The organism is Bacillus mycoides (assembly GCF_018742245.1).
Taxonomy (GTDB): Bacteria; Bacillota; Bacilli; order Bacillales; family Bacillaceae_G; genus Bacillus_A; species Bacillus_A cereus_U.
This window is the reverse complement of the sequence record NZ_CP036132.1, coordinates 4,289,182-4,308,926: the sequence shown is the minus strand read 5'-3', so window position 1 is coordinate 4,308,926 and position 19,745 is coordinate 4,289,182. Positions and strand designations below refer to the sequence as shown.

The window sequence follows — 19,745 nt, the reverse complement described above, 5'->3', positions numbered from 1 at the left end:
ACCTTACCTTTTTGTATTTAGACTTTTAGGTATGTATCTATCATTTCATAATTGTTTTTCATAATCATAAAATGATGCTTCTCGTGAATCGCTAAAAGCTCGATAGATTGAATAAGGTTAGGGTAGTGAGCAATGGGATCTAAAAATACGATATGTCCTGCAATATTTTCTTCTATATTTTGAACTAGTTTTTTTATTTCATCCGTTTCACGTGAAAGTAATTCTTCTAATTCTATTGCACTCATAGAATAATAGATTTTTTTTGAAGGGATTAAAATCCAAGGGGCTTTCATGCCTCTGCCGTGTTTTTCTTTATATTCGGCATAAATGTCATGTATGTCAGTTGCAAATGGGGCGTTTTTTCTTAGCTTGGCATAAGGGATAAGAGTGAAAGAGAATTTAATCGCTACTTTTAGCATCCTTGCAATTAAATATAAATGATAAAAGTGTTCACCAATAGACCATTTTCCATCCTCTTTCCTGTACCATAGTTGTTCGTGTGAAAGTGAATGAAGCTTAGGAAGGAACTGGTTTCTTTGCACATGTAATGTGTGAAAATGTTTTGAGATATTTTCGGATTTCATATTTTGGTATCCTCCATCCTTTTTCCTAATTATAACATTTTTCGCATGAATTTAATTAAGCCTAGAACAATATGTTCTAGGCTTAAAGTTTCATCGATTAATCATACTTATGTCGACCTTCCGTAATTCGAATATACTCAATATCCATCAAATCTCTAAGTAATGCACCATTACTTACTTCCACACCATGTTTCTCTTTAAAATGTGTGCGGATCGTATCTAACATTTCGATTTCTTTCCCATTCACATCTAAAATAATACGTTCATAATCATCCATGTAGCACCCTCCTTTTCTAAACACATATATTTTGTCCGTCTATTACTAAAAAATGTATGTTAGTGTAATGTTAGAAAATAAGAAAGGAATGGAAAATGAGACGTATTTATTTTGTAGGGTTAATTTTGTATACGCTAATTGTATTACACGTTGCATTCCCAAAAATATTTACATTTGAGAATGTAAAAACAATACATATAGCAATATCTATCTTTACTTTATTTGTAGTAGATTGCTGTATTTCTGTATGGCTTTCTAGAAAAAAGAAAGTACAAGAAGTAAAAGATAAAAAAGAAATAGAACGGAAAAAGAGAAAACGTTCATTTTGGATGACAACGTATTGTTTTTCTTTAGTGATTGCTGCTGCATTTTTTAGTGAGCATATTCCACTAGAAAGATTGGATATTGAATTTTGGGCAATTGTATTTGCATGTTATTTTTTCATGCACTTTCTTCCTTATATGAAAGAAAAGCGAGGAGAAGAGGAAGATCCTATTGAAGAAGAAGCGAGAGAACAAGAGCATAAGAGAATAGAAGAGGAAATAAAGAAACTTGGGGAACAAAAGTGGTATTTAAAATCTAAAATCATATATGTTATTTGTTTTATTACGCCGCCAATTGGTTATTTGTATGTTTTCTTGCTTCGCAAAAAAATGACAGAAGATGCAAAGCAAACGTACTTAACGGTTGCGACGTTAATGATGGCGCTATGGTCTTTGAAGTTCCTTCCGCCTTATGTGTTTGCAGTTGTCATTGTTGTTGTAGCTTGTTTCGTATTTGTAGTGAAATATGTGAAATGAAAAACACCAAGCCCATGTGGACTTGGTGTTTTTTTATTATAAATTAAAGATCACCTTGCTCCTCATCACCACGAACAACAAGGACATCGCATTTCGCATAGCGAATAATATGTTCAGAGACGCTACCAATTAGGAAACGCTCAACAGCATTTAAACCAGTTGCACCACACATAATTAAGTCTACTTTATTGTTTGGAGCAATTTCTTTTGAAATTTTAGATTTAGGATTACCGAATTCTAATACAGTTTCAATGTTTTCAAGGCCAGCTTCAAGCGCAGTTTTTTTGTAGTCTTCTAATAAGTCTTCTGCAAATAGATTTGCACGTTCAGCAATTGCTCGGCTATAGGCCTCTACTGCTGAGTATGCTTTTACATCAACGATATGAGCAATTGTTAATGTTGCATTGTTTCGTTTTGCGACTTGAATTGCCTTTTTAAAGGCTTTTTCTGCTTCTTTAGAACCGTCCACCGCGATTAAAATATTTGTATATGTATTATTCATAGTAAATTCCTCCCAATCATTTTTATAACTGTTTACAACTTAATTATAAAACAAATTATGGTAATGTGCCTGTTAAAACGTTACAGAATTTTGAAAACTTTGTTTCAATTCATTTTAGTTGTAATTGGAGCGAGAACTTGTTACATATGAAGTATGGCAATTTAAAAGGAGGCAGTTTTGTGAGACATGCGCTCATTACAGCCGGTACGAAAGGTTTAGGAAAGAAAGTAACAGAAAAGTTATTGGCTAAAGGGTATTCAGTAACAGTAACGTATCATAGCGATATAACTGCTATGGAAACAATGAAAGAAACATATAAAAATATGGAAGAACGTCTACAGTTCGTGCAAGCTGATGTCACGAAAAAGGAAGATTTACATAAAATAGTAGAAGAAGCGATGAGCCGTTTTGGCAAAATTGACTTTTTAATTAATAATGCTGGTCCTTACGTATTTGAAAGGAAAAAATTAGTCGATTACGAAGAAGACGAATGGAATGAAATGATCCAGGGTAATTTAACAGCGGTGTTTCATTTATTAAAACTTGTCGTACCGATTATGAGAAACCAGCAATTTGGCCGTATTATTAACTATGGATTTCAAGGGGCAGATAGCGCACCTGGATGGATTTATCGTTCAGCCTTTGCGGCTGCGAAAGTAGGACTTGTTTCATTAACGAAAACAGTAGCTTACGAAGAGGCGGAATATGGTATTACTGCGAATATGGTTTGCCCTGGTGATATAATTGGTGAAATGAAAGAAGCAACGATTGAAGAAGCACGAAATCTGAAAGGTAGTAACACACCAATTGGTAGATCTGGAACAGGCGAAGATATCGCAAGAACCATTTCGTTTTTATGTGAAGAAGATTCCGATATGATTACTGGTACGATTATTGAAGTAACCGGCGCTGTTGATGTTATTCATAGACATCGATAGAATTAAATAAAGTGAAGTTTCGAATAATTGGGCAGTTTATCCTTTATACTGAGAGGTACGGATAATACTGTCCTTTAATGTAAGATTAAATCTATCGGAAAACTCGTATTATCTTTTTGTCAAATATTGAGATATTATGTTAGAATATAAGAGCGTAGAAAGCGCTTTAAAAAATGATTCAGGGGTCATTTCATAACTCAAGGGGGAACTAATAATGCGTATCGGTATTCCAACAGAAATTAAAAACAATGAAAACCGCGTGGCAATGACGCCAGCGGGAGCTGTACATTTAGTGCAAAATGGTCATGAAGTTTTTGTTCAAAAAGGATCAGGTGTAGGATCAGGCTTTACAGATGAAGAATACGTACAAGCTGGTGCGAAACTTGTTGAAACTGCTGAAGAAGCATGGAATCAAGATATGGTTATGAAGGTAAAAGAGCCAGTTGCAAGTGAATACGGTTATTTCCGTGAAGGTTTAATTTTATTCACATATTTACACTTAGCTCCAGAGCCAGAATTAACAAAAGCATTAATTGATAACAAAGTGGTATCAATTGCATACGAAACAGTACAATTAGACAATCGTTCTTTACCATTACTTGCACCAATGAGTGAAGTTGCAGGTCGTATGTCTGCGCAAATCGGTGCACAGTTCCTTGAGAAAAACAAAGGCGGAAAAGGTATTTTACTTGCAGGTGTTCCAGGGGTTAAACGCGGTAAAGTAACAATTATCGGCGGTGGTCAAGCTGGTACAAACGCAGCGAAAATTGCAGTAGGTTTAGGTGCAGATGTAACAATCATCGACTTAAGTGCAGAACGTCTTCGTCAATTAGATGATATTTTTGGAAACCAAGTAAAAACGTTAATGTCTAACCCGTACAACATTGCAGAAGCTGTAAGAGAATCTGATCTTGTAATCGGTGCGGTATTAATCCCAGGTGCAAAAGCGCCAAAACTTGTAACAGAAGAAATGATTCAATCAATGGAACCAGGTTCTGTCGTTGTAGATATTGCGATTGACCAAGGTGGTATTTTCGAAACAACTGACCGTATTACAACTCATGACAACCCAACTTATGAGAAACATGGTGTTGTTCACTATGCAGTTGCAAATATGCCAGGTGCGGTTCCACGTACATCAACTCTTGCATTAACAAACGTAACAGTACCATATGCAGTACAAATTGCTAACAAAGGCTACAAAGAAGCTTGCCTAGGCAACGCTGCATTATTAAAAGGTATTAACACATTAGATGGCTATGTAACATTCGAAGCAGTTGCAGAAGCGCACGGCTTACAATACGCTGATGCAAAAGAGCTTCTTGAAAAAGCTCCTGCTTTATCATAATAGAAATAAAATAAAGACCTTTCCTTTGTAGGAAGGGTCTTTTTGTTTAAACTAATTATCTAATTTCTTCACAATTTTCAAGCCGAACATCATTGTGAAGAAAAGAATTCCAAACAAGTAATACAGGGCATACTCTACTCGTATCGTCGAATTTTCGTTAGTGATATATAAAACAAATAGTATCGCAGAGCCAATTAAATGAGAAAGACCGAAAATTTGCGCCATAAATTTTAAGCCCATTTTTTCAATTCTTTCATCTGTCTCAGGTAATGGGTATTTCTCGGACTCTTTCTTTTTGTTCTTAAAGAATATTCGTTTCACTACAAATAGTACCAAGGCTAAGAGTATGTATACGCCAGCGAATAGAAGGATGGAACGAATCTTTTCTTCATCACTACTATTGAAATAAAGAAAAGTCAATCCTAACACTAAAATGGTAAGATGTGAAATGAATTCTTGATTAAAAGTATTTTTCATTCTTTTTCCTCCCCAGTTTTATCTAATTGAAATAAATCTTCTACTTTACAGTTGAAAAACTCACATAATTTCAATGCTAATTCTAAACTTGGGTTGTATTTATTCTTCTCGATAGCGATGAGGGATTGTCTAGTGATTTGAACAGAGGAGGCTAATTGCTCTTGGGTGATGTCTCTAACGACGCGGAATTGTTTCACCTTATTTTTAATCAAATGCACAAAGTCTCCTTTTTGTAAATTTGTTACATTTATAATATCCATTTATAGGTAAAAAGTAAATAAAACTTTACAAAAAGTAAATAAAACTTTACGAGAAATATAGCTTGTTATAATGTTATTTTTTGTGATAATTTGGAATTAAATGAAAAATGAAAGTTGAAAGAGGAGATTCAATGGGAAGCCAAAGAAGGAAGAAAAAGCAAGCTAAGAGACAAAAGTATATAAAGAAAAAACAGGAACAGAACATACCCATTTCAAAAAAAATAGTCCGTATTATAGAAAAAACATTTAGGTATATTTGCATGGTTCTGTATGTAATTTTGTGTGGTTATTCATTCGAGCTATTTTATAGTTTTGGGATAACCTCAAATATTATTGAGAGTATTTTAGGATTTATACTTGTCGCAATAGAATTAGTCTTATTCTTTATATGGTTTGATAAAGTGTGGCCTAGTCATGAAAGCAGTAAAGATAGAAAAAGGAGCAAAAAATCTTCATACGCTTCAAGCTCATCAAGTGGATTTGGTGACTACAGTAGCAACGATTGTAGCAGCTCAAGTGATGGTGGAGGAGATTGCGGAGGTGGCGGTGGAGACTAAATTAGTTTTTTTAGAAGAACGACTAATGAAAGGATGGGACGAAATATGGAAACTGTGAATTTAATAGAATTAACAAAGGATATTCAAGAACAACATAAAAACTTTGTCGTTTCAAATGTAAACAGTCATTGCTTACGAATCGCCGTATTTACTGGTGAATATGATTGGCACTATCATTTTAATTCGGATGAATTATTTATTGTGTTAGAGGGAGAATTACTTATTGATTTTGAAGATGGAGAAACAGCGGTTTTAAAGCCGAATGATTCTATCTTAATTCCGGCTTGTACGATTCATAGAACGAGAGCATTAAAGAGAACGGTAAATCTTTGTTTTGAAAATATAGAGGCTGATACGATTAAGGTGGAGCAAGTATGAAAAAATTATCTGTAGCCGAGTATAGAAAAATCTTTCCGATTTTAGAAAGTCATACAAAAACGACGACGTTTGCTTATGCGGTATGTGATCAAATGATAGATGGTGAGGTTTTTGCAAACGAGAAGTTAACAGCAGGACTAATTAGTACAGCTAATGGCATTTATTATGTATTTGGTAATACGCAAGATGAAAGTTATAACGAAGATTTATTTTCTTATATAAAAATGAGCATTGAAAAAACAGAAAAACGATTTACACTCTGCACTTCTAGCGAAGAATGGGAAATGATGATTGAAGAGCGTTTTAGTAATGCACTTCGGAACATACCACGAATGAAATTTCAAAGAGTAACCTTTGAAGAGAGAAAACGAGATTGTAATAAAAGTACATATGAAGTGAAGCGTATCGATAGAAAAGATATAGCACAAAGCAATGAATTTACAGAGGAATATTATAAAGAATATTGGGGATCAATTGAAGCGTTTTTGAATGATGGTTTTGGATTTTGCATAGAACAAGAGGGAATGATTGTAGCGGAATGTGTTTCGATATTTAGCGGGAACGGATTTGCTGAAATTGATATTGCGACGCATAAATCATATCAAGGGAAAGGATTAGCCCAAGCTGTTGCAACACGGTTCATTGAATATTGCATGAAAAATGATATTACACCGTGCTGGGATTGTTATGTAGACAATATTCCTTCGCAAAAATTAGCTAGTAAATTAAATTTTTATAATCCAATAGAATATAGATTGTTTGTACGGAAGAGAACGGGGGAATAAAAATGAATGTAGAATTATCGAGATTTAAAGTGAAGCCTGGTAAAAGTCATCGAGTAGATGAATGGATGCAGCTTCTTAATGACAATATGAAAGAAGTGCTTTTGACATTAAACGACGAAAAGATGTATGTAGAGACAATTTTCCGGGAAATAAGAGATGGAGAAGAGTACTTATATTGGTATTCTGTGCAAGGAGAAGCCGGGGCTCTTGTCGAAAATTCTCATCATGAAATTGATAAAAAGCATTTAGCGTTTTGGTATGAATGTATTGATGAGGAAGCACCGTCTGTTGATATGAAAACAGAAGTTGTTATGATTCAAGATGTTGTGAAGAAAGCAATGAAATAATAGAATAGTATTTTAAAGAGAAGCGATCCCCTTTTTTCTGCTCCATGCCAAGTTAAAACAGAGATAGAAATTGGGTCCGAAGTTTATTTGTTATGCAAAGTGGTAATTTATATGAAAAAAATAAAATAGATTTATATGAGAAGTGCATCAAATTGGGTGTGATTTTTTATGTGCAGAAACTTTTTTTAGAAAAGAAACTCTTATGTAGGATTAAAAGATCCTAAAAGTGGCGCACTATTAAGCGCCGTAATGGCTATAAACATTTTTAGGTTTGAAGGAAGCTATGCAAAAGTAAATGAAGATATTAAAAACGATTTAACAAGAAGCTCAAAAGAGTTCCTGTACCAAATAAAGTATTTAGCAAAAAATAGTGAATGTATACGAAGTGATTATTTTGAACAACACTATAAAGAAATAAAAAACACAAAACCAAAAGACTTACCAATATACGGTGTAGTCGTAACTGGAAAAACAGAGAATTTACAAAGTTTACAAGGTGCACCATATATTAAGGCGGCTGTTAGAGGTGTAACAGTTGAGAAATATTGATCACAATACATTAATGTGAATAATCTGAAAATTTATGTTATAATATGGGAAAAGGAGGCTTATATGAGGCAAATACATGGAGCAATTTATATTTACATAACAATGTTTTTCGTAGGAGCATCTTATGGTTTAGGGCATGTGTATTCGCATCCTGTATTAACCTTTTTGAGCGGAGCATGTATGGTGATTGCGTTTCTTGTCCACCTTTTCTCAGTTTGGATCGTGAAATTTCAAATAAATATTAGTGAAATAGAAGAAGGCACTTTTTGAGTGGCCTTCTTTTTTAGTAATAATATTTATGAAGTTCTTGTAGTGATTTTTCAATTTCACGTTCAGTTTTTTTACATATAGACATTGTACGTAATTTGAAAAATAAGCTGCGCAAGAAAGATTTTATATTTCCGTATAGAAATTCGTACGATTTAATATGTAGTGTTGGTTTTTGAACTTGTAATTGAGCTACTAAATTATGAAGGGCTAATATGAGTACCTCTTCCTCTAGACCATTTTGTAGCATTGCGACAATCGGATAAACGATACGCTCATCTTCTTCATATTTGTAATAGATGGAATGGACACAAATTTTGTTTAATAAAGTTTGTAGTATTTCTTCATGATGTAAAGTTTCCAGTTTAGGATTATTAACAAGCGCTTCAAATGTATCTGAAGCATGAGCGACACTATGTGCCCAGCCACGTTCTTGGACATAGCCTCGTAAGTCATGCTCTTTGTTCATATATAGAATTAATTTATCTTTTACATTTGAAATATCAGTCTGTGATAAGAAATTATGATTTGTATCCGCATCTATAATGAGGGCGATTAATAATGTTGTAAATGCACGGGTAAATACAGCGTCATCGTCATCTGTATGAATTTTATAGAATAAATAGTTTTCACTGATGCTTTCTGATAATAGTTTCTGTAAGTGGGTGTGTGAAATATAGTCCTTCTTGATTAGATGATAAAAAGTAGAGTAAATGAGTTTGTCTCTTAAATAGCTATCGGTAACACCGATATGTTGAAGCATACTGGAACTTAAGGAATCAATATGAATTGTGTTAGCCATTATGTAATTATTAGTACGAATTTCTTCTAACTGTTGTTGTAACATATAAATCCTCCTTATTTAGAAAATTCTGTATATTAATAGTATAATGAGAGGAAGGAATAGACAAGAAATAAGTGCTTTTGAATGGAGAGTCCTTATGAAGAGAGCATTATTCTTTTTTATTAGTATTTTCTTTTTAGGAAGTTGTTCGAATTCGTATGTTACTTTTTCTGGAGAGAGCAAAAATCGGACGGGGCAATATAAAGGGTATGTCATATTAAGAAATGACACGGTGTTTTTTGTCGGTGATAAAACGTTTGAAACAAAAGTAGAGTTGCAAAATTATATGGAACAACAAATGAATAAAGAGCATCCATCAGATACAGTCTTGAGCTTTAAGGATAAAAACGCATATGATCAATTAAAAACAGGGGATAAAATAAATGTATGGTCTTCTCAAATACTTGAAAGCTACCCAGCAAAAATGATTGTAGAGAAATTTGAAATAGTAGAGAAGATAGAAAAAAGGTAGCGATCACGCTACCTTTTTTATCCCGCTATTTGTGGGCAGTAAGACTCCCACCTCAAAATTCGGCTGGAGCAAAGAAGTTAGGTGGGAGTCTTACTGCCCGTAAACGCCCGATTGGTGAAGGCTAATAATCAGTGGGGGATGAACAAAACCCCCACTGATTAAAGTTTCACTTTATTATTTCACAAATTGTAATTCTTTCGGGAACTTCGTTAAAATTTCTGATCCGTCTTTTGTGATGTAAATATCATCTTCAATACGAACGCCGCCTACGTTTGGTACGTAAATACCTGGTTCGATTGTGAAGACCATGCCTTCTCTTAATAGAGACTCGTTGCCTTCTTTTACATCTGGATATTCGTGTACGCTAATTCCAAGTCCGTGACCAAGGCGGTGTGGGAAGAAGTCTCCGTAACCTGCATCTGCGATAACAGAGCGAGCAGCGTTGTCAATTGCACCAAATGTAACGCCTGGTTTACATGCTTCAACTGCTTGTAGTTGTCCAGCAAGTACAGTGTTGTAAATGCGAGTTTGTTCTTCAGAAATATCACCAAATGCTACTGTACGTGTAATGTCAGAGCAATAACCTTCAATGATTACACCTAAATCAAATAGTACGAAATCGCCGCGTTTCATTTTGTTTGCACCTGGAATACCGTGTGGAAGAGCAGAGTTTGCACCTGCTAATACCATCGTATCAAATGACATTTTATGGATGCCTTTTGTTTTTAATTCATGCTCAATAATTGCTAATACTTCTAGCTCACTACGATTTTCTTTAATTGCATTTATACCAACTTCAACAGCATAGTCTGCCATTTTAGCTGCTTCACGTAAAATAGAAAGTTCTTTTTCATCTTTAATTAAGCGAAGCTCGCGAACTTTCTCTTCAGCTGATTTGAAAGCTGCATTTGGGAATAATTTTGTTAATTCTTCGTAACGTTCTACGTTTAAATGTTCTTTTTCAATTGCAACTGCATTTGCATCAATACCACGATCTTTAATTGCTTTTGCAATCATATCCCATGGTCTGTCAGTATCAGTAAATCCGATAATTTCATGTGCCCAGCCAGCGTTACGCGCTTGACCTTCTTCCATTTTAGGACAAATTAAAATAGGTTCTTTTTCTTGGAATACAAACATACCAAGTAGTCTTTCATGCGGTTCACAGTGGAAGTTTGTCATGTAGAAAACGTTCGGTGTAGAAGTTAAGAACGCAGCTTCTACGTTTTTTTCTTTTAGCCATTGCATTAAATTTTCTAATCTAGCATTCATCGATTGGCACCCCCGAGATATTTAATTACAAATATAACTTTACATCGGATGAAAGCGTTATGACAAGTAAATAGATGTTAGAAAAGACAGGTAATTGAGAAATCATGTAGAATAAAAAGTGAGAATGTGAATAGGGGAGGAATGTAATGATGAAAGTATCTTATCACGGGCATTCAGTTGTAAAGATTGAAACGAATGGAAAAGTTATTTTAATTGATCCGTTTTTAACAGGAAATCCGAAAACAGATTTAAAGGCTGAAGATGTAAAAGTTGATGCGATTATTTTATCGCACGGACACGGTGATCATGTTGGGGATACAGTAGCGTTAGCAAAGAAAAATAATGCGGTCGTTGTGGCACCATTTGAATTAGCGACATTTTTAGGCTGGCAAGGTGTAAATACACATCCAATGCATATTGGGGGTTCACATGAATTTGACTTTGGTAAAGTGAAATTCACACAAGCATTCCACGGATCTAGTTATATTGATGAAGAAAATAAGACGATTACATATACAGGTATGCCAGCTGGTATTTTGTTTACGGCAGAGGAGAAAACGGTATATCATGCAGGAGATACTGCGTTATTCTCTGATATGAAGTTAATTGGAGAACTTAATAATATTGATGTAGCATTTTTACCAATTGGTGATAATTTCACAATGGGGCCAGAAGATGCTGTTCTAGCTGCAAAATGGATTGGTGCGAAAACGGTTGTACCGATGCATTACAATACGTTCCCAGTTATCGAACAAGATCCATATCAATTTGTAGGAAGGCTACAAAATTGTACAGGGAAAGTATTAGAAGCTGGAGAAAGTATTACACTATAAAAAAGAAACCCTTCATTTGAAATGACAAGTGAAGGGTTTTTTATGTGTGTAGTACAGTTTTTAAAGCCTGTATTTGTTTAGCTGATTCTTCTCGTTTTGTACGTGGCTGTTCAGGTGTTTCATTCAATTCCATCGCAACTTTTTTCCCATCTACGAAAGCTAAAAACACAGCACCTATAACCTCTAAAAACTTTTTCATAATGTATTCGCTCCTTTGTTTCATTTCTTGTCTTAATTGTATATTGAAGCGTGTGGACAAACTATCGAACGAGATGACAATACCATTACATTGTTGTAATAGAATGACTGGTGTAATGTAAGGAGCATTTTGTTATAAAAAAAATAGTACAGACATACAAAGAGAGAGTGTAACAGTTTTGGAAATATAGTATACTGAAAATACAACACATGAAGAATTTAGGGAAAAGAAAGTATGGTGAAACCATTTGGCTACCAAACATAATCAAATTTTAGAACATATTAATAGCCTGCCAGTAGGGCATAAAATTTCTGTGCGGCAAATTGCGAAAGATTTAAGTGTAAGTGAAGGGACCGCTTACCGTGCAATTAAAGATGCAGAAAATAAAGGGTATGTTAGTACAATTGAACGTGTCGGAACAATTCGAATTGAGCAAAAGAAGAAAGAGAATATCGAAAAACTGACATATGCAGAAGTCGTTAACATTGTCGATGGCCAAGTACTTGGGGGCAGAGAAGGACTACATAAAACGTTAAATAAATTCGTTATTGGGGCTATGAAATTAGAAGCGATGATGCGCTATACAGAAGCGGGGAACTTACTTATTATCGGTAACCGTACGAACGCACATCAATTAGCATTAGAAACAGGGGCTGCTGTATTAATTACAGGTGGATTTGATACAGAAGAGCATGTGAAAAAGTTAGCAGATGAATTGAAATTGCCAATTATTTCGAGTAGTTATGATACATTTACGGTCGCAACGTTAATTAACCGTGCAATTTATGATCAACTTATTAAGAAAGAAATTGTACTAGTTGAAGATATTTTAACACCAATTGAAGAAACACTATATTTAAAGCCTAGTGACATAGTGCAGAAATGGCATGAGTACAATGAAGAGACGATGCATGGACGTTATCCAATTGTGGATGAAAATAAAAAGGTGTTAGGTATCGTAACCTCGAAAGATATGATTGGTGTTGCGAAAGAAACACCGATTGATAAAGTTATGACGAAACACCCTATTACGGTAAATGGAAAAATGTCCGTCGCAGCTGCAGCACGTATGATGGTGTGGGAAGGTATTGAATTACTTCCTGTTGTGGAGGATGGAAATAAATTGCAAGGTATCATTAGTCGTCAAGATGTACTTCAGGCGCTGCAAATGATTCAGCGTCAACCACAAGTTGGTGAAACGATTGATGACATTGTAACGAATCAATTTATGACGCCGAAAGAAGCAAAAAATGAGCATTTATATCAATTTTCAGTGACACCACAAATGACGAATTCAATCGGGACGTTATCTTACGGTGTATTCACAACAATTGTGACAGAAGCAACAAACCGCGTCATTCGTGCGCAGAAGAAGAGCGATTCAATTGTTGAGAACTTAACAATTTATTTCGTAAAACCGGTTCAAATTGATAATGTTGTATCGGTTCATCCGAAAGTATTAGAAATTGGCCGTAAATTTGGTAAGGTTGATGTAGAAGTACATCATGAAGGTAATGTTGTCGGGAAAGCATTACTTATGGTGCAATTGATTGATAAATAAAAAGATGGAACAAATCGCTTTGGTTTGTTCCATCTTTTTTGTTTTATTGGGTTTTGAAGCTGTTGCTAAAGATGTGGAGGAGTTTTAGCAGGATATATATGCGGAGACGTAATTATATGGTTAAAAAACAGAATATTAATTTAATTTCAGTTTATACTATGTTATAACTGTATTATAAGATAATAGATGTCGGAAGGTGGTATACCATATGTCATCAGAAGTACTCTTTTTTGGTGGTATCGCACTCTTTTACTTTCTTGTGATGATACCAATTCAATATTTATATTTACAAGGATTGCATGAAAAAAAGAAAAGAACAGGATTATCTCAGCAAGAATTATACAAACAGATGTCTTTTGAAGAAGAACAATTACATTTTCACGTGCAAGGTAATCTCTTTAATATACCATCTGCGTTTGTTGCATATACGATTTTGAAAGTGAAGGGACGTAAAAAAGCATCACAATATTGATGCTTTTTTACGTTGTTTTATAAGATTCGGCTTCTTTGACTGCTAATGGTAAAAAATGTTTATATTGGCGGAATCCATTAAATGTACTCGCGCTGCCAAGTAAAATAAACAAAACACCAACGATAATGCGTGCAGTTGAAAGTTCTAAAAAGAATTGGTTTATCCCAAAGAATAGGACGAATAAGCCGAGTGCCATTGCGGATTTTCCTGAGAGCCAACCTTTCTCCATTGGACGGTTTGTACGAAAGAATTTTGTTTTGTAGAAGAGGTACAACACAAATGAGATGATAATACAAAAGACGAATACTGGCATAATACACGCTCCCATCGATTGGTATAAAAATAACAATTTAGAAAAAAGAAAAATCTAAACTTTCTAATTTTTATTATAAAGCAATTGTTCGCATGTATGAAATGTTTTCCGTTATAATGGGGGATAAAGTGAAACTTTAATTAGTGTGGGGAGATCCCACGTACTAATTATTAGCCCTCACCAATCGGGCTTTTACGTGCATCCGGGCTCCAAATTAATTTTGCCCCATTGTTTTTAATACTTTTGAGGTGGGAGTCTTACTACACGTTAATGCGGGATAAAATGAAGAAGTTGAATAAAAAGGAGATTATACATATGCATGAGCAAATTTTAGGAGCAATTAAAGAGTTTGATACAATTATTATTCATCGTCATGTACGTCCGGATCCAGATGCGTTAGGTTCTCAGTGCGGACTTGGTACAATTCTGCAAGAATCGTTTCCAGAGAAAAATATTTATATGGTTGGGTACAACGAGCCTTCTTTAGCGTTTTTACGAGTAATGGATGATATTGAAGATAGTGTATATGAAGATGCACTTGTTATCGTTTGTGATACAGCAAATCAAGAGCGTGTTTGTGATCAACGTTATGCAAAAGGAAAGATGGTAATTAAAATTGATCATCATCCGAATGAAGACCCGTACGGAGATATTACGTGGGTGGATACGACAGCTAGTTCTACAAGTGAAATGATTTATGAGTTTTACAGTTATGGAAAAGATAAAGGATTAACGATATCAAAGGAAGCAGCTCGCCTTATTTTAGCGGGTATTGTCGGTGATACAGGTCGTTTCTTATTCCCAAATACAACAGCGAAAACACTTCGTTACGTAAGTGAGCTTGTTGATATGGACGTGAAATTCACAGATTTATACAATGAAATGTATAAGACAAAAGAAAAGATTGCTCGTTTAAACGGTTATATTTTACAAAATTTCACGATGGTAGAAGAAGGCGCAGCGTACATTAAATTAACGAAAGAGGTACTAGAAGAGTTTGATGTACTTTCTACTGAAGCATCTGGTGTTGTCGGGGCGCTTGGTAATATTGATGGATTAAAGGCATGGGTTCTATTTTTAGAGGAAGATGATGTTATTCGTGTTCGTCTTCGCTCAAAAGGACCAGTTATTAATAAATTAGCAATGCAATATAATGGCGGAGGACATCCGATGGCTTCTGGTGCAAAAGCATCTTCTTGGGAAGAAGCGGATCGCCTTTTTGCTGATTTACGTGAGCTGTGTAAATAAGAAGTTGTATGTTGAACGAAAGAGAAGGAGAGGCGCTGAGGCCCTCCTTTTTTTATTTTTCTTTCTCTATATCAATGCTAATTTCAAGTACGGTATCAAAAGAGACTGTATCTACTTTAAAGCGGTATATACGATCGTAATGTTTGTACGTTTTATTTTCGATGACTTTTTTGAGTAGGTCTTTATTTTTTGCGATGCTTTGAATGTTTTTCGTTAAAAGATGCTGGAGATCATTATGGATAGAGGTGGTCATATTTTCAAGTGTAAGATTGTCTAAATCATATTTTTTTCGATTTATAATTTTTATTTTGATTTCTTGAATTGTTAAGAGTCGTTTATTTTCTGTGTTCAATTTCTCTTGGTCTTCGAGAAGGACGTGGAGTTTTGCTTCTTGTTTTTCGATGATTTCTTTTTGTTCTGCTATTTTACTAGCTTGTTCCTGCTGAAAAACACCGTATATGTACAAAAAAATAAACCAGCTCAAAATCCCTCCAACAGCAGCACCAGCTAAAACTAAATACCACCTTTTGGCTGTATTGGCACTCGGTACTCTCATACATGTTCCTGTGTAAGCCACTTAATAATAATAAGACCAGTTTGCATACCACCAGTTGCGAAAAAAATAAGGAGAATTTGTTTTACGATATCTTTCATATCTCCGCCAAAGAAGCTTCTTTCAAAGCTATAGAAGGTATCGAACGTTCCGCCAATTGCTGCAACGAGTGCCCAAATTCTTAAGTTTTGAGCAAATTGACTAATATAAGTTAGAGCTGGTTTTCCGATGAGAAATGCACCAAATCCGCCAATTAATGAACCACCAAGTATAACTCCAAAGGCAATAAAGTAACTAATAATAAGCAGAGAGAAAAAAGTATGTTCTCTTACATCCATCGTCATTCCCCTTTCTTCTTCATATATATGGACAAAGTATGAGAAGTATGTTTTGATTTCCGCTTTCCTCATCACCTATAATAAAAGTAGTCAAATAGGTAAAGAGAGGGTACAACAGTGAAGTTTGTGCATTTACAATGTCAAACCGTTTTTAGTTTATTAAAAAGTGCTTGCAAAATTGATGAGCTTGTCATTCGGGCGAAAGAGCTTGGATTTTCATCGCTGGCCATTACAGATGAAAATGTTATGTATGGAGTTATTCCGTTTTATAAAGCATGCAAGAAAAATGGTATACAGCCTATTATCGGCTTAACAGCTTCTATTTTTAGTGAAGAAGAAGAAAGGTCTTATCCACTCGTCTTACTTGCTGAGAATGAAATAGGCTATCAAAATTTATTAAAGATTTCTAGCAGTATTATGACGAAGTCAAAAGAAGGTATTCCGAAGAAGTGGCTTGCTCATTATGCGAAAGGATTAATTGCAATTTCACCAGGGAAAGACGGAGAAATTGAGCAGTTATTATTAGAAGACAAAGAGAGCCAGGCTGAAGAAGTAGCTCATACGTATCAAAATATGTTCAGCAATTTTTATATAAGTTTGCAGCATCATGCGATTCAAGATGAACTGCTTTTACAAGAAAAACTGTCTGAATTTATTAATAAGGTAAACGTTCCAGTCGTTGCAACAAATGATGTTCGCTATATTAATCAAAGTGACGCACTTGTTCATGAATGTTTATTATCTGTTGAAGGCGGAACGAAAATGACTGATCCAGATAGGCCGAGAATGAAAACGGATCAGTATTATTTAAAGTCATCGGATGAAATGGAAGCACTCTTTTCTCATGCTGAGGAAGCGATTCAAAATACAATAACAATCGCGGAACGTTGCCAAGTAGAAATTCCTTTCCATGTAAATCAACTACCGAAGTTTCCTGTTCCATCTAACGAGACGAATGATACGTATTTGCGCCGTGTTTGTGAAGAAGGCTTAAGTAAACGATATGGTACGCCAAAAGAAGTGCATATACAGCGTTTGAATCATGAATTACATGTGATTTCTCGTATGGGATTTAGCGATTATTTCCTCATCGTATGGGACTTTATGAAATATGCACATGAAAATCGTATTTTAACTGGGCCAGGCCGTGGATCGGCAGCGGGTTCACTCGTTTCTTATGTATTGGAAATTACAGATATTGATCCAATTGAATATGACTTATTATTTGAGAGGTTTTTAAACCCTGAACGTGTGACACTTCCAGATATTGATATTGATTTTCCAGATATAAGACGTGATGAGATGATTCGATATGTGAAAGATAAATATGGTCAGCTTCGTGTCGCTCAAATTGTAACGTTCGGAACTCTTGCAGCGAAAGCCGCAATTAGAGACATTGCTCGTGTAATGGGGCTCCCGCCAAGAGATATCGACATATTTTCAAAACTTATCCCATCAAAGCTTGGTATAACGTTAAAAGATGCATATGAGGAATCGCAATCGCTCCGTGAGTTTATACAAGGGAATCTTTTGCATGAGCGTGTGTTTGAAATTGCAAAACGTGTAGAGGGATTACCGCGTCATACGTCTATTCATGCAGCTGGCGTTATAATGAGCCAAGAACCGTTAACGGGAAGTATAGCGATTCAAGAAGGGCATAACGATGTTTATGTTACGCAATATCCAGCTGATGCATTAGAAGAACTTGGGTTGCTCAAGATGGACTTTTTAGGCTTACGTAATTTAACGTTACTTGAAAATATTATAAAGTTTATTGTTAAAAAAACTGGGAAACAAATTGATATAAGAAATTTACCTCTTCAAGATGAAAAGACGTTTCAATTGTTAGGAAGAGGGGATACAACAGGTGTATTCCAGCTTGAATCAGGTGGTATGCGAAATGTACTTCGCGGGTTAAAACCGAATGAATTTGAAGACATAGTTGCTGTTAACTCTTTATACAGACCAGGACCGATGGAACAAATTCCAACCTTTATTGAATCGAAGCATGGGGAAAGACGAATTGAATATTTACATCCAGATTTAAAGCCCATTTTAGAACGAACATACGGCGTAATCGTATACCAAGAACAAATAATGCAAATCGCATCGAAGTTAGCTGGATTTTCGCTTGGAGAAGCGGATTTACTGCGCCGTGCTGTGAGTAAAAAGAATCGTGATATTTTAGATCAAGAACGCAAGCACTTTGTTCAAGGTTGTTTGGAAAATGGATACAACGAGACATCTTCAGAACAAATTTATGATTTAATTGTAAGATTTGCGAATTACGGTTTTAACCGAAGTCACGCTGTAGCTTACAGTATGATTGGGTACCAGCTTGCATATTTAAAAGCGAATTATACGCTGGAATTTATGACTGCGTTATTATCAAGCGCAATTGGAAATGAAGATAAGATTGTGCAGTATGTACGAGAAACGAAGCGGAAAGGTTTTCACGTTTTACCGCCGTCTCTTCAGAGAAGTGGTTACAACTTCCAAATAGAAGGGAATGCGATTCGATATAGTTTACTTTCGATTCGGAATATCGGAATGGCTACCGTGACTGCGCTACTCGAAGAACGAGAGAAAAAAATGTTCGAAGATTTATTTGAGTTTTGTCTTCGTATGCCATCAAAATTTGTAACAGAGCGAAATTTAGAAGCGTTTGTCTGGTCTGGATGTTTTGACGATTTTGGTGTTTCAAGGACGACGTTATGGAAAAGTCTTAAAGGAGCGTTAGAGTATGCAAATCTTGCACGTGACTTTGATTTAGGGGATGCTGTTCCGAAATCAAAATATGTACAAGGAGAAGAGCTATCCTTTATTGAACAGTTAAATAAGGAGAAGGAAGCACTCGGTTTTTATTTATCTAGCTATCCGACAGCGCAGTATGCGGAGTTAGGAAAAGAATTAGAAATCCCATCTCTTGCTCAGGCGATGCGACATAAGAAAAAAGTACAAAGAGCAATCGTATATATAACAAGTGTGAAAGTTATTCGTACGAAAAAGTTGCAAAAGATGGCGTTTATTACATTCTGTGATCAAAATGATGAAATGGAAGCCGTCATTTTTCCAGAAACGTATATACATTTTTCACACAGGTTACAAGAAGGGGCAATTGTTTTAGTTGATGGTACGATTGAGCAAAGAAATCATAAGTTGCAATGGATCGTGAATGGACTATATCCGCTAGAAGAAATGGATGTTTATGAAGAAATGAAAGAAGCATCTGTTTACGTGAAATTGCCGTCTCAATATGAAAAAAAGCTTGTAAATCAAGTTACGAAAATATTGTTTGACTATTCAGGTTTTACGAAAGTACTAATTTATTATGAAAAGGAACATAAAATGGTACAATTATCTCGAAGTTTATCGATTCATCCAAGTGAAGAATGTCTAGGAGCACTTCGTGAAATTGTAGGGGACGAAAATGTCGTTGTGAAAATATAATGGACAATTTCCCTACACTTCGATTATTATAGTAGTAGTGTTCGTGGTCAGACCACTTGGAGAAATTGATATCAGCCAGAATAATTTGAGGAGAGTGGATAGTTTGTCAACACTTCGTGAA

At 35.2% G+C, this 19,745-nt stretch carries 25 protein-coding genes and 1 pseudogene; 15 read left to right on the top strand and 11 right to left on the bottom strand.

Annotated features, from left to right (window positions below; genetic code table 11):
- Positions 1–17: 17 nt before the first annotated feature.
- Together EXW56_RS22095 and EXW56_RS22090 are read right to left on the bottom strand one after the other, a co-directional pair.
- Positions 18–584 carry a DinB family protein gene (locus EXW56_RS22095; protein WP_002199179.1) on the bottom strand — a complete coding sequence of 189 codons (567 nt, stop codon included), beginning with the start codon at positions 582–584 and terminating at the stop codon, positions 18–20.
- Positions 585–681: 97 nt separating this feature from the next.
- A complete protein-coding gene (locus EXW56_RS22090) occupies positions 682–861 on the bottom strand; it encodes a hypothetical protein (protein WP_002112241.1) in 180 nt (59 codons plus the stop codon).
- Positions 862–956: 95 nt separating this feature from the next.
- Between EXW56_RS22090 and EXW56_RS22085 the strand changes: the two genes are divergently transcribed.
- Positions 957–1,661, top strand: a complete 705-nt coding sequence (locus EXW56_RS22085) for a hypothetical protein (protein ID WP_002199180.1) — start codon at positions 957–959, stop codon at positions 1,659–1,661.
- Positions 1,662–1,704: 43 nt separating this feature from the next.
- On the opposite strand, the gene EXW56_RS22080 is transcribed toward EXW56_RS22085, so the two are convergent.
- Positions 1,705–2,163: a universal stress protein gene (locus EXW56_RS22080; protein WP_002112239.1), complete on the bottom strand. Its 459-nt coding sequence runs from the start codon at positions 2,161–2,163 to the stop codon at positions 1,705–1,707.
- Positions 2,164–2,309: 146 nt separating this feature from the next.
- Here EXW56_RS22080 and EXW56_RS22075 point away from each other — a divergent pair, with 146 nt between their 5' ends.
- On the top strand, positions 2,310–3,101 hold the full coding sequence (locus EXW56_RS22075; protein WP_033711008.1) for an SDR family oxidoreductase: 792 nt from the start codon (positions 2,310–2,312) through the stop codon (positions 3,099–3,101).
- A 214-nt stretch (positions 3,102–3,315) separates the two neighbouring features.
- Positions 3,316–4,449 (top strand): alanine dehydrogenase, encoded by a 1,134-nt coding sequence (ald, locus tag EXW56_RS22070; RefSeq protein WP_002112237.1) that lies wholly within the window; start codon positions 3,316–3,318, stop codon positions 4,447–4,449.
- A gap of 51 nt (positions 4,450–4,500) precedes the next feature.
- Here ald and EXW56_RS22065 read toward each other — a convergent pair whose 3' ends face one another.
- Both EXW56_RS22065 and EXW56_RS22060 read right to left on the bottom strand, forming a co-directional pair.
- A complete protein-coding gene (locus EXW56_RS22065) occupies positions 4,501–4,926 on the bottom strand; it encodes a hypothetical protein (protein ID WP_002112236.1) in 426 nt (141 codons plus the stop codon).
- Positions 4,923–5,186 carry a helix-turn-helix transcriptional regulator gene (locus EXW56_RS22060; protein ID WP_002199181.1) on the bottom strand — a complete coding sequence of 88 codons (264 nt, stop codon included), beginning with the start codon at positions 5,184–5,186 and terminating at the stop codon, positions 4,923–4,925. The genes EXW56_RS22065 and EXW56_RS22060 overlap by 4 nt, the downstream gene beginning before the upstream one ends.
- 131 nt (positions 5,187–5,317) lie before the next feature.
- On the opposite strand from EXW56_RS22060, the gene EXW56_RS22055 reads away from it, so the two are divergent.
- From EXW56_RS22055 to EXW56_RS22030, 6 genes and pseudogenes are all read left to right on the top strand, one after another.
- Positions 5,318–5,743, top strand: a complete 426-nt coding sequence (locus EXW56_RS22055) for a hypothetical protein (RefSeq protein WP_002199182.1) — start codon at positions 5,318–5,320, stop codon at positions 5,741–5,743.
- Between the two features lie 45 nt (positions 5,744–5,788).
- Complete coding sequence (locus EXW56_RS22050) at positions 5,789–6,121, top strand: cupin domain-containing protein (protein WP_215596943.1); 333 nt, start codon at positions 5,789–5,791, stop codon at positions 6,119–6,121.
- Positions 6,118–6,906 (top strand): GNAT family N-acetyltransferase, encoded by a 789-nt coding sequence (locus tag EXW56_RS22045; protein ID WP_002199184.1) that lies wholly within the window; start codon positions 6,118–6,120, stop codon positions 6,904–6,906. Before EXW56_RS22050 ends, EXW56_RS22045 begins: the two co-directional genes overlap by 4 nt.
- A 2-nt stretch (positions 6,907–6,908) precedes the next feature.
- Complete coding sequence (locus EXW56_RS22040) at positions 6,909–7,253, top strand: DUF6176 family protein (RefSeq protein ID WP_002199185.1); 345 nt, start codon at positions 6,909–6,911, stop codon at positions 7,251–7,253.
- Positions 7,254–7,442: 189 nt separating this feature from the next.
- Positions 7,443–7,802 (top strand): annotated as a pseudogene (locus EXW56_RS22035) (anti sigma factor C-terminal domain-containing protein); the annotation flags it as partial.
- 63 nt (positions 7,803–7,865) lie between these two features.
- Complete coding sequence (locus EXW56_RS22030) at positions 7,866–8,072, top strand: hypothetical protein (protein ID WP_001248910.1); 207 nt, start codon at positions 7,866–7,868, stop codon at positions 8,070–8,072.
- A 13-nt stretch (positions 8,073–8,085) separates the two neighbouring features.
- Here EXW56_RS22030 and EXW56_RS22025 read toward each other — a convergent pair whose 3' ends face one another.
- On the bottom strand, positions 8,086–8,916 hold the full coding sequence (locus tag EXW56_RS22025; protein WP_215596941.1) for a DUF2785 domain-containing protein: 831 nt from the start codon (positions 8,914–8,916) through the stop codon (positions 8,086–8,088).
- Positions 8,917–9,010: 94 nt separating this feature from the next.
- Here EXW56_RS22025 and EXW56_RS22020 point away from each other — a divergent pair, with 94 nt between their 5' ends.
- Entirely contained in the window at positions 9,011–9,385 is a 375-nt protein-coding gene (locus tag EXW56_RS22020) for a DUF3221 domain-containing protein (protein WP_002199188.1), read from the top strand.
- A gap of 174 nt (positions 9,386–9,559) precedes the next feature.
- Here EXW56_RS22020 and pepQ read toward each other — a convergent pair whose 3' ends face one another.
- Positions 9,560–10,657, bottom strand: a complete 1,098-nt coding sequence (pepQ, locus tag EXW56_RS22015) for a Xaa-Pro dipeptidase (RefSeq protein ID WP_002160249.1) — start codon at positions 10,655–10,657, stop codon at positions 9,560–9,562.
- A 149-nt stretch (positions 10,658–10,806) separates the two neighbouring features.
- Between pepQ and EXW56_RS22010 the strand changes: the two genes are divergently transcribed.
- Complete coding sequence (locus tag EXW56_RS22010; RefSeq protein ID WP_002199189.1) at positions 10,807–11,490, top strand: metal-dependent hydrolase; 684 nt, start codon at positions 10,807–10,809, stop codon at positions 11,488–11,490.
- Positions 11,491–11,530: 40 nt separating this feature from the next.
- On the opposite strand, the gene EXW56_RS22005 is transcribed toward EXW56_RS22010, so the two are convergent.
- Entirely contained in the window at positions 11,531–11,689 is a 159-nt protein-coding gene (locus EXW56_RS22005; RefSeq protein WP_002184837.1) for a hypothetical protein, read from the bottom strand.
- A gap of 247 nt (positions 11,690–11,936) precedes the next feature.
- On the opposite strand from EXW56_RS22005, the gene EXW56_RS22000 reads away from it, so the two are divergent.
- Both EXW56_RS22000 and EXW56_RS21995 read left to right on the top strand, forming a co-directional pair.
- Positions 11,937–13,250, top strand: a complete 1,314-nt coding sequence (locus EXW56_RS22000) for a DRTGG domain-containing protein (protein WP_002034295.1) — start codon at positions 11,937–11,939, stop codon at positions 13,248–13,250.
- Between the two features lie 208 nt (positions 13,251–13,458).
- Complete coding sequence (locus tag EXW56_RS21995) at positions 13,459–13,722, top strand: DUF3949 domain-containing protein (RefSeq protein ID WP_002112213.1); 264 nt, start codon at positions 13,459–13,461, stop codon at positions 13,720–13,722.
- A 7-nt stretch (positions 13,723–13,729) separates the two neighbouring features.
- Here the strand turns inward: EXW56_RS21995 and EXW56_RS21990 are convergent, their stop codons facing one another.
- Positions 13,730–14,035, bottom strand: coding sequence for a YtpI family protein (locus tag EXW56_RS21990; protein ID WP_002088950.1), 306 nt, complete (start codon positions 14,033–14,035; stop codon positions 13,730–13,732).
- A gap of 315 nt (positions 14,036–14,350) precedes the next feature.
- On the opposite strand from EXW56_RS21990, the gene EXW56_RS21985 reads away from it, so the two are divergent.
- A complete protein-coding gene (locus EXW56_RS21985; RefSeq protein WP_002199190.1) occupies positions 14,351–15,283 on the top strand; it encodes a DHH family phosphoesterase in 933 nt (310 codons plus the stop codon).
- Positions 15,284–15,335: 52 nt separating this feature from the next.
- Here the strand turns inward: EXW56_RS21985 and ytrI are convergent, their stop codons facing one another.
- A complete protein-coding gene (ytrI, locus tag EXW56_RS21980; protein WP_002112211.1) occupies positions 15,336–15,839 on the bottom strand; it encodes a sporulation membrane protein YtrI in 504 nt (167 codons plus the stop codon).
- Entirely contained in the window at positions 15,836–16,249 is a 414-nt protein-coding gene (locus tag EXW56_RS21975) for a YtrH family sporulation protein (protein ID WP_078172708.1), read from the bottom strand. The genes ytrI and EXW56_RS21975 overlap by 4 nt, the downstream gene beginning before the upstream one ends.
- Positions 16,250–16,291: 42 nt before the next feature.
- Between EXW56_RS21975 and dnaE the strand changes: the two genes are divergently transcribed.
- Entirely contained in the window at positions 16,292–19,624 is a 3,333-nt protein-coding gene (gene dnaE / locus EXW56_RS21970) for a DNA polymerase III subunit alpha (RefSeq protein WP_002199191.1), read from the top strand.
- Positions 19,625–19,745: the final 121 nt, after the last annotated feature.

Bases quoted from the DNA above. Each gene is read 5' to 3' on its own strand.
- EXW56_RS22050 (WP_215596943.1), top strand. From the start codon at position 5,789: ATGGAAACTGTGAATTTAATAGAATTAACAAAGGATATTCAAGAACAA.
- EXW56_RS22040 (WP_002199185.1), top strand. From the start codon at position 6,909: ATGAATGTAGAATTATCGAGATTTAAAGTGAAGCCTGGTAAAAGTCAT.
- EXW56_RS21985 (WP_002199190.1), top strand. From the start codon at position 14,351: ATGCATGAGCAAATTTTAGGAGCAATTAAAGAGTTTGATACAATTATT.
- EXW56_RS21995 (WP_002112213.1), top strand. From the start codon at position 13,459: ATGTCATCAGAAGTACTCTTTTTTGGTGGTATCGCACTCTTTTACTTT.
- EXW56_RS22075 (WP_033711008.1), top strand. From the start codon at position 2,310: ATGAAGTATGGCAATTTAAAAGGAGGCAGTTTTGTGAGACATGCGCTC.
- EXW56_RS22020 (WP_002199188.1), top strand. From the start codon at position 9,011: ATGAAGAGAGCATTATTCTTTTTTATTAGTATTTTCTTTTTAGGAAGT.
- EXW56_RS22085 (WP_002199180.1), top strand. From the start codon at position 957: ATGAGACGTATTTATTTTGTAGGGTTAATTTTGTATACGCTAATTGTA.
- EXW56_RS22030 (WP_001248910.1), top strand. From the start codon at position 7,866: ATGAGGCAAATACATGGAGCAATTTATATTTACATAACAATGTTTTTC.
- EXW56_RS22065 (WP_002112236.1), bottom strand. From the start codon at position 4,926: ATGAAAAATACTTTTAATCAAGAATTCATTTCACATCTTACCATTTTA.
- EXW56_RS22025 (WP_215596941.1), bottom strand. From the start codon at position 8,916: ATGTTACAACAACAGTTAGAAGAAATTCGTACTAATAATTACATAATG.
- pepQ (WP_002160249.1), bottom strand. From the start codon at position 10,657: ATGAATGCTAGATTAGAAAATTTAATGCAATGGCTAAAAGAAAAAAAC.
- ald (WP_002112237.1), top strand. From the start codon at position 3,316: ATGCGTATCGGTATTCCAACAGAAATTAAAAACAATGAAAACCGCGTG.
- EXW56_RS22045 (WP_002199184.1), top strand. From the start codon at position 6,118: ATGAAAAAATTATCTGTAGCCGAGTATAGAAAAATCTTTCCGATTTTA.
- EXW56_RS22005 (WP_002184837.1), bottom strand. From the start codon at position 11,689: ATGAAAAAGTTTTTAGAGGTTATAGGTGCTGTGTTTTTAGCTTTCGTA.
- EXW56_RS21990 (WP_002088950.1), bottom strand. From the start codon at position 14,035: ATGCCAGTATTCGTCTTTTGTATTATCATCTCATTTGTGTTGTACCTC.
- EXW56_RS22080 (WP_002112239.1), bottom strand. From the start codon at position 2,163: ATGAATAATACATATACAAATATTTTAATCGCGGTGGACGGTTCTAAA.
- EXW56_RS22095 (WP_002199179.1), bottom strand. From the start codon at position 584: ATGAAATCCGAAAATATCTCAAAACATTTTCACACATTACATGTGCAA.
- EXW56_RS22060 (WP_002199181.1), bottom strand. From the start codon at position 5,186: ATGGATATTATAAATGTAACAAATTTACAAAAAGGAGACTTTGTGCAT.
- EXW56_RS22010 (WP_002199189.1), top strand. From the start codon at position 10,807: ATGAAAGTATCTTATCACGGGCATTCAGTTGTAAAGATTGAAACGAAT.
- EXW56_RS22055 (WP_002199182.1), top strand. From the start codon at position 5,318: ATGGGAAGCCAAAGAAGGAAGAAAAAGCAAGCTAAGAGACAAAAGTAT.
- EXW56_RS22090 (WP_002112241.1), bottom strand. From the start codon at position 861: ATGGATGATTATGAACGTATTATTTTAGATGTGAATGGGAAAGAAATC.
- ytrI (WP_002112211.1), bottom strand. From the start codon at position 15,839: ATGAGAGTACCGAGTGCCAATACAGCCAAAAGGTGGTATTTAGTTTTA.